This window comes from Actinotignum urinale DSM 15805, assembly GCF_000420445.1.
Taxonomy (GTDB): domain Bacteria; phylum Actinomycetota; class Actinomycetes; order Actinomycetales; family Actinomycetaceae; genus Actinotignum; species Actinotignum urinale.
The window spans coordinates 1-8,653 of the sequence record NZ_ATUY01000019.1; the positions used below are offsets into that span (position 1 = coordinate 1).

Annotated in this window: 5 protein-coding genes; 3 read left to right on the top strand and 2 right to left on the bottom strand. The window is 53.7% G+C overall.

What is annotated here, in order from left to right:
- Together G445_RS10615 and G445_RS0108625 are read left to right on the top strand one after the other, a co-directional pair.
- Nucleotides 1-1,428: ABC transporter ATP-binding protein (locus tag G445_RS10615; RefSeq protein ID WP_040431096.1), on the top strand; the 1,428-nt coding region annotated here is incomplete at its 5' end.
- Nucleotides 1,429-1,580: 152 nt separating this feature from the next.
- Complete coding sequence (locus tag G445_RS0108625) at nucleotides 1,581-3,173, top strand: ABC transporter ATP-binding protein (RefSeq protein WP_211210526.1); 1,593 nt, start codon at nucleotides 1,581-1,583, stop codon at nucleotides 3,171-3,173.
- A 539-nt stretch (nucleotides 3,174-3,712) separates the two neighbouring features.
- Here G445_RS0108625 and G445_RS0108630 read toward each other — a convergent pair.
- Entirely contained in the window at nucleotides 3,713-5,509 is a 1,797-nt protein-coding gene (locus G445_RS0108630) for a PTS transporter subunit EIIC (RefSeq protein WP_022867126.1), read from the bottom strand.
- 2 nt (nucleotides 5,510-5,511) lie between these two features.
- Entirely contained in the window at nucleotides 5,512-8,040 is a 2,529-nt protein-coding gene (gene ptsP, locus G445_RS0108635) for a phosphoenolpyruvate--protein phosphotransferase (RefSeq protein WP_022867127.1), read from the bottom strand.
- Between the two features lie 297 nt (nucleotides 8,041-8,337).
- On the opposite strand from ptsP, the gene G445_RS11300 reads away from it, so the two are divergent.
- The coding region (locus G445_RS11300) for a transposase family protein (RefSeq protein ID WP_169511082.1) at nucleotides 8,338-8,653 on the top strand (316 nt) is incomplete at its 3' end.

Here is an 8,653-nt window from a genome sequence, read left to right on the forward strand (position 1 = left end):
ATGTCGACTGCTCCGCTGTCGTGGTTTACCCGCGAGGGTGAGGGTAAGATCCGCAAGACCATTCAGGATGATACGGCCACGGTGCACACAGTGATCGCGCACGGGCCGATCGAGAAACTGAACGCGATCGTATCCCCGCTCGCCTTGCTGATGTATGCCTTTGTGGTGGATTGGCGACTCGCGTTGCTGTCGATTGCGACGATTCCGATCTATGTGGGCATGTATGGCATGTCGATGCGTGGGATGAACGAGAAGACCGCACAAATGGACACCAAGCTCGCTCAGGTTTCGGCAACGATGGCCGAGTTCGTGGCCGGTATCTCAGTGGTGAAAGCGTTCGGCAAGGTCGGCCAAGCACATAAAGCCTATTTAGATGCAGCTAACGAGTTTTCCAAGTTCTACCGAGCGTGGTGTATGCCGTTGGTGTCGATGGCGGTCGCCTCATTTTCGTGGGTGTCGATCCCGGTGTTGTTGATCGTGAACCTTGGCGGTGGTGCGTTGATGATGAACGCCGGTTGGGTGAGCATCTACGAGGTGATAACGACGACGTTGATCGCCTTGGTGCTGCCGGGAGCGTTGATGACAGTCGCAACCATCGCCTGGTCGTACCAGCTCGCAGGGTCTGCGGCAGTGAGGCTGGTGAACGTCATGGAGCTACCGGCGTTGAGTCAGCCCGATGCGCCACAGACACCACACGGTCATGATATCGAGATTCGGGGTGTGTCGTATGCCTATGACGACACCCAGGCATTAGACGAGGTGAACCTGAGCATTCCGGCAGGCACGGTGACCGCGCTGGTTGGCCCGTCGGGTGCGGGGAAGTCGACGTTGGCGAGTTTGATTGCCCGCTTCGATGACCCGGACGCTGGCACGATCACCATCGGCGGGGTTGGTCTAAAGAGCATTTCCCAGGATGTGTTGTATTCGACGGTCGCATTCGTCCTGCAAGATGCACAGCTTATTCGCGACACCATCCACAACAACATTGCCCTGGGCACGCCAGACGCAACCTTGGATCAGGTGCGGCAGGCGGCGAGAGCAGCGCAGATCGACGAGTTCATCATGAGCCTGCCAGATGGTTACGACACCGTGTTGGGGGAGGACACCCACGTTTCGGGCGGGCAGGCAGCCCGTATCGCAATCGCACGGGCGCTCATGGTTGACGCCCCAGTGTTGGTGCTGGACGAGGCGACGGCGATGGCGGACCCAGAATCGGAATCAATAATCCAACAAGCCCTATCCACGCTTGCCAAGGGCAGAACCGTGATTGTGATCGCCCACCGACTGGCCTCGATCAGAGGGGCAGACCAAATCGTCGTCATGGAACGCGGGCGCATTGCTGTGGTCGGTAAACACGACGAGCTGTTGGGTAATGCGCACTATCAGGCACTTCTTGCCCAAGGCGCATGTGAGGAGATGACACGATGAATCAACTATTGCTGCCACGCTTTAAGCGTTTGATGGAACCCTCCTCGTGGCGAGATCTCTCGGTCGGTCAAGCGTGGGGTGCGGTCTCGGGACTGTGCCACGGCTTTGCCCTGCTGACTCTGCTTCCCGCAGCAAGTGCCCTAGCGACCGGAATGCCAGTGTGGGGGTTATCGTTTTGGGGTTGGCTCATCGTCCTGGCGGTAATCGCGGTAGCGGGTGTAGGCACGGAGTTTTATGGCATGCGCACCGGCTATATCGGCGCGCTCGGATTCATTCACGACGTCCACCAAGCGGTCGGCAACAAGGTAGCCCGCCTACCACTGGGCATGTTCGATTCGGGTAGTTCTGGCCGACTGTCGCGCATGGTCACCCAGGAAATGATGAACTTGGGCGAGTCGGCGGCACATTTCATTTTCTCCCTCGTCCAAAAACTCTCGGCCGTGCTCGTAGTCACTGTGGGAACCTGGTTCTGGGATTGGCGGCTGGGACTGACCTTGACGATCGCGTTCCCAATCATGCTTGCCTTCCTCCATATTTCCCGTGTGCTTCTTGATAAAGGTAAGCAGGTTTCCGAACCAGCCGAGTCAGAGTTGGCGGCTCGCATGGTCGAATTCGCCACCTGCCAAGGCGCATTGCGTTCCTGTCACGTCGCCGACGACTACCCGGCCCTTGATCAGGCTTTCGACCAGGCTGACCGCAAGGGCCGCAAAGCATTGTGGATCGAAACATTAGCAAACCTGATTAATGGGATGTTCGTCCAAGCGCTCATTGTGGTGATGATTTGGCTGACCGCCCAACTCGCCCTCGGCGGGCAGATGAATGCGTTGAACACTGTGGTCACCATCGGCATGTGCCTGCGGTTCACCACCATGCTCCAAGACATTGGCGGAAGTATGTCTGGGCTGGAAGAACGCCGCCAGCAAATGAACCACGTCGACAAGGTCATGGACGCTCCCGAACTGTCCGAACCTGTCACCTCCACACCGGTGAGCGCTCCTGGTGATGTTCGCTTCGATGATGTGACCTTCGGCTACGATCCGGGCACCCCGGTTCTCCGTGATATTTCCTTCCATGTCCCGCAAGGCGGCATGTGTGCCCTGGTTGGTCCATCTGGGTGCGGGAAGACGACGATTGCCCGGTTGGTTGCACGTTTCTGGGATGTGCAGTCCGGCAGCGTGCGCGTTGGCGGAGTGGACGTGCGCGAGCAGACCACCGAAGATTTGATGCGCCAGGTGTCTCTCGTCTTCCAAGACGTCTACTTATTCAATGACACGCTCGAGGCCAACATTCGCCTTGGCAACCCAGAAGCTACCGATGAAGAAATCAGGTGGGCGGCTGACCTGTCGGGCGTGACGGAAATCGTCAACCGCCTCCCAGACGGCTGGAATTCATTGGCGGGTGCCGGCGGGCGTGCACTGTCAGGTGGGGAACGCCAACGAGTGTCCATCGCTCGCGCCTTGGTGAAGAAGGCCCCGATCGTGCTGTTCGACGAGGCCACCAGCGCGTTGGACGCGGAAAATGAAGCCAACATTGTTGCGGCGATGAACGAGCTACGCAAGCACTCCACGCTGATCGTGATAGCCCACAAACTGGAAACCATTCGCCAAGCTGACCAAATCATTGCGCTCTCCCACGGTGGGCGTATTGCCCAGCGCGGGTGCCACGACGAGCTGGTCAACCAGCCGGGTCAATACCGCGATTTCTGGCAAGAGCGCATCAACGCAGCCGGATGGCAACTCGTCTAAACACAGCACTGTTCACAATCATGCAATACTTTTTGATGACTCGGTTTCGTGTGTGGTGACTCAGCCAATTTATGGAGATCGACTTTATGTTTCGTGCGAACACAGAATAGCTACAGTTTTGGCCTCTGAGCTTGGTGACGTTTTCCCTGTTTCGTCAACTGACCCCTTGCCAGATTATCTGCCATATTAACCTCTCGGTGTAGTCTCAGCCAGCTCGTGAGGACGGACGATGGGGCAAGCCTCGCCTCAGTAGGCGTAAGTGAGCGAGCTTGAACTGGGGAAACGTTACTGTGAAATAACGCTGTTTTACGGCGATGGCATGGGAGCAGGAGTAGCTGATTCCATTCGCTCTTTGTTCCAGTAATTACTATCATCGACAGGTGCTTGCGTTGATGTTGGAGAGTCCTGCACTGGAGTAGCTTGCCGTGAATGCAAAGCAAGAAGAACTAGCTCAATCACAAGGCAGATGATAATTATTGCGCCCAATATAGGCAACGAACGCCTCCTTATCAGGCTCATTAATGATACCAATCAGTGCTTTAGGCGTTGGACGGTGACAAACGCCTCCGCATAGCAGATTCGAAGTGGTCAGCCTCTAGCCCGGCAACAAGGTGCCAAACCCCAGGCGAGACCGCTATTGCAGCAGGCAAACCAGCCTTGCGCAAAGCCTCCACATCTACCTTCGAGGAATCTGCGACAGTGACCCGCAGCCGTGTTTCAGCTAGCAGCTCAACATTTTCGACATTGTCCTCGCCGCCAAGCGCCTCAATCCACTGTTTCGCCTGGTTGGTTTCTACGTCCGTGACGACGATAACCTCTGGCTCGCTCTGGACGGCATCCAAGTCTTTACCGGCCTTAGTTGCTTGACGCTGCTCAGGAGTGCGGTAATCGGTAATGAGAATAGCCAAGAGGGATGTGATAAACGCTAAGAGGATAGCCACCACGTAAATCCACATTGGCTTGAATACTGGGATCGTCAAAATCGAGGTGAAAACAAAGGCATTCGTTTGCAGACCGGCGCTGCCACTAATCATGGACAACACGCCGATAGTAATGCCCCCAGCCAAACAGCCGGTAATCATTCTCGGATAAATCCGCTTGTAGCGCAGGTGAATACCGTAGAGAGACGGTTCAGAGATACCGCCTAGCAGACCAGCTGCTAAAGCACCGGTTGCCGTTTGCCGCATGGTTTTTTCTTTATCTCTAATCGCTATTACCAGCACCCCGGCAGTAGCACCAAAACAGGCAAAGTTCCATGCGCCCATCGGTCCTTGAATAAAGTCGTAACCCAAGGTCTGAATATTAGCAAGCATTAAAGCATTTAACGGCCAATGCAAACCGAGAGGCACCAAGAACGGATACAGCAACGGAATCAAAATGGCGAATACCAGCGGCGCATTTGTATTTAACCATCCGAGTCCACTACCTAGACCGGTACCGATCCATACCCCAAGTGGACCAATCAAGAAAGCGGTTACTGGAATCATCACCAGCATCGAGAAGAATGGCACGAAGACGATATGCAGACTTTCTGGAATCACTTTCTGCCACAGTTTATAAACTGGAGCTAACACTGCAACCATGATTAACGGGACGAAAACCTGTCCACCGTAGGAATTTAGCTGCATACTCAACCCGAAAACTTCGGCGACACAACTTTCAGTGCCTAGGGCTTGATTTGTAGTACACACCGTGTCTGCGGACTTAGCAAGACTGAGAAATTCTGGCGTCATTACTGCCGCCATAACGGCCGTGCCTACCCAAGGGTCAACGTTGAGTTTCTTCGAGGCATTATAGGCAACCATCAATGGCATGAAATAGAACACCGAACGCCACATCGCGTCCACAAAAATCCAGGTCGCTGTTTTATCTGTAGCACGCGAATCGACAATTCCTAATGCATCCAAAACGGCGACTGCCGCTAGTACTAAAGAGGCGCCTAACAGCACCCCAAGCATGGGTCGGAAACTATCGGATAGATATTCGAAAAAGTTATCTATCCAGGCAGCTTTGCCACGAATGCCACCAGCGCGAGCCGCAGCCTTTATATCGGCGTCAGACATTTCTCCATCAGCAGCCGGTGCTTTACGGTTAGCCATTTCGGGCAAGTTATTGATCTCGTTGAATACGCTAGCCACACCGCCACCGCAAATAACCTGGTAACGGTCACCAGATTGGGGCACTGCACCCATTACACCTTTGACTTGTTCAACTTTGGCGCTATCAACCAATTTGGCGTCGTAAAGCTCGAAACGTAGCCGGGTGGCACAGTGAGTTAGGGATTTGATATTTGTTGATCCGCCAATGGCGGCAACGATTTCTGCGGCACTGGACATTGTTAGTCCTCCTTTAGCGGGACGAGATTACGAACTTCTTGAGCGGTTGTCTTGCGCTGCGCGCTTTGCGCCAATGATTTACACCGATCGTACGAGTTAGCTCGAACTTGAGCCTTGACGGATGCGATAGCTGGTAAAGAACAGCTCAGCTCGTCCACTCCTAGGCCAAGAAGCAACGGCACTGCCTGCTCGTCTGAGGCAACACCGCCACAAACCCCTATCCAGCGGTCATAGCGGTGAGCAGCGTCGGCAGCCCTGCCGATAAGCGACAACACCGCTGGATTGAGGGCATCAATTTGTGGAGCGAGCATCGGGTGACCACGATCCATCGCCAGAGTGTATTGCGTCAAATCATTCGTGCCGACACTGAAGAAGTCTGCCTCACGAGCGAATTGCTCGGCCATTATTGCCGTAGATGGCACTTCGACCATGATGCCTAACGGCACTTGCGGCACCTTAAGTTTTGCCCGTTCTGCCTCGAAAATCTCTTTAGCATTACGGAAATCAGCCAAGGTGGCCACCATTGGGAACATCACATGAATCTGCGCACCAGCCGAAACTGCATGCAAAATTGCCCTTGCTTGGGTTTGCAAAATACTTGGCCTATCCAAACCAACACGCACCCCACGCAAGCCTAAGAATGGGTTTTCTTCTGGGGCGATGGGTAGATACGGCAGTGGCTTGTCACCGCCAACGTCTAAAGTGCGGATGACTAGGGGCTTACCCTTAAGCTCGCTGGCAATTTCGGAATATATCTGAGCCTGTTCTTCCTCGCTTGGTGCCTGCTGGCGACCCAAGAAAAGGAATTCCGAACGCAACAGCCCAACCCCGTCACCGCCCATAGCGACAGCTTTCTTGGCGTCCTCTAATCCACCAATATTTGCCACCACCAGCACCTTGTGGCCATCTGTAGTGACCGCAGGTTCGTGGGCATGCGCTTCGGCTTCGGCGCGCCGCTCGGCAATTCTGCTTTGCCTGACCCTAATGGTGTTAACTTCTTCTTCGGATACGTCGGTACGCAATTGACCACGAGTGCCATCCAAGAAAACCAATTCACCATTGGGCACATCCAGTGCTGCGGCCTCTATTCCAGCGATCGCTGGAATACCTAGCCCGCGAGCCAAGATAGCCACGTGGCTAGATGATCCACCGCCGACCGTAGCAAAACCGGCAATTTTTTCTGGATCCAGCTTTGCCGTGTCGGAGGGCGTCAAATCCTCGGCAATAAGAATGGTGCCCGCTTCATGGCTTATCTCATTTTCGCTCTTTTCGCCAGTGAGCTCTTCTAGAACGCGGCGCCCCACGTCGCGTACATCGTTAGCGCGCCCGGCAATAACCTCGTTATCTACTGCCGCTAATTGGTCTGCATAGGACTGATATGCGCCACGCCAAGCAAACTCAGCAGTTTTACCCTTGTCAATGGCGGAGGACGCTAGATCCAGCAAATCCGGGTCAGCCAATAATTCGCGGTGAGCCGCAAAAATCGCCGCTTTCGAGGCGTCAGAGATGGAAGATTCTAAAGCCTGCAATTCCTCTAGCGAACGGTCAATCGCAGTATTTAATCGACGCCGCTCCACATGCTTGTCAGCAGCAGATTCTTCCTTAACCTTAATTTCTTCCCGCCGCATCTGTGTGACTTTGCCAAACCCAAGCCCAGGAGAAGCGGAGACGCCGATAAACAAATTCGGGTCATCACTGCGTCGCTTTTTGCTGACACTCTCTTGCTTTGCCGGCGCCTTTTCGGCTACCGGAATGTCGGTGACAGCAACAGTTTCCTCGCCCAAACCGTCTGCTATAGCGACCTGCAACTGTTTGACGGCGTCCTCAGCATCTGGGCCGGTAGCAACCACCCGCACCCTATCTCCCAAAGCAACAGCCAAACCTAGAACACCAACCACTGATTTGGCATTGGCTGAATCTTCGTCACGATATAGCCGAATCTTTGATTCAAATTGTTTGGCGATGCTCACTAAGGTGGCTGTTGGCCTGGCGTGCAGCCCGGTTGGGTTACCAATGACGATAGCGTCCGAAGAAACAGTGGCGCCACCCACTTCTTCACCGTCAACGCTTGCTTTGACGTTCATAGTGGCTAGCTCATCGCCGACGCTAACAACACCCGTCGCGGCTGGCGCGAAATCTTCAATCACATCTGAATTAGAGATGACCACCTGAGTCAATAAACTCTTGGCCTTTTGAGCCACAGAATCCATATCGAAATCAATCAGCCGGTCACCGCATTTAACCTGCTGGCCAGCCTTGACTAGTGGGCTAAATCCGTCCCCCTCTAATGAGACGGTCTCTAAACCGATATGCATCAACACTTCAACGCCGCTAGCGTGACGCACCGTCACCGCATGTCCGCTGGGCTGGACGAGCACGACTTCCCCATCGCACGGGGCGCAAAGGTGAGCCTCGATAGGGTCTATCGAAATGCCTTCCCCAACCATTTTTTTAGCGAAAACCGGATCGGGAACCATTTCTAATGGAACGATAACGCCACTCATCGGCGCAGATAATACAAGTTGAGTCACTAAAGCTCCTAGCCACAACGGTCCTCTTTGACCTTGCTAATCTTAACATGCTAATTAGGGTTTGCAAAGCAGTTCAACAAAGACCCAGATTGTTGTCCTAGCAACCGAAACTGACGTCTTATAGATGAGGGCGTGCGCCTGTCCACTTCCTCAACCAAACAGGGCGGATTCTAGGGGTGTTTGCATCAGTTGATGGTTTTAGGCTAGCAGTTTGAGGATCGCAGAAGAAAACAGGCTCTTCGGATTTTGGTGGGGTGGGGGGTTTAAAAAGTGGTGAAGGTAGTTCATGATTAGTGTGTGAATAAAAAACGAAAAACTACCTTCACCACGTCTGATTCTACCGAAATTTTGGCTTGTTTAGTAAGTTTGAAAGATGTCAGGCTTATAGGTTATAGGCGTGATGGGCCTCGACAAGAATTATGGATAGAACAAGTTGTGAAAACACCGGTGAGGTGTTCTGCATGTTCTAGTAAAGCTGTGGTCAAAGATCGTCCTTGTGTGCGTTATATCGATCTTCCTGTCTACGGGCGGCCTATCTATCTTGTGTGGCGTAAACATCGTTGGTTGTGTTCTAACAAGGATTGTGGGGTAAAGAGTTGGTGTGGTAAGGATA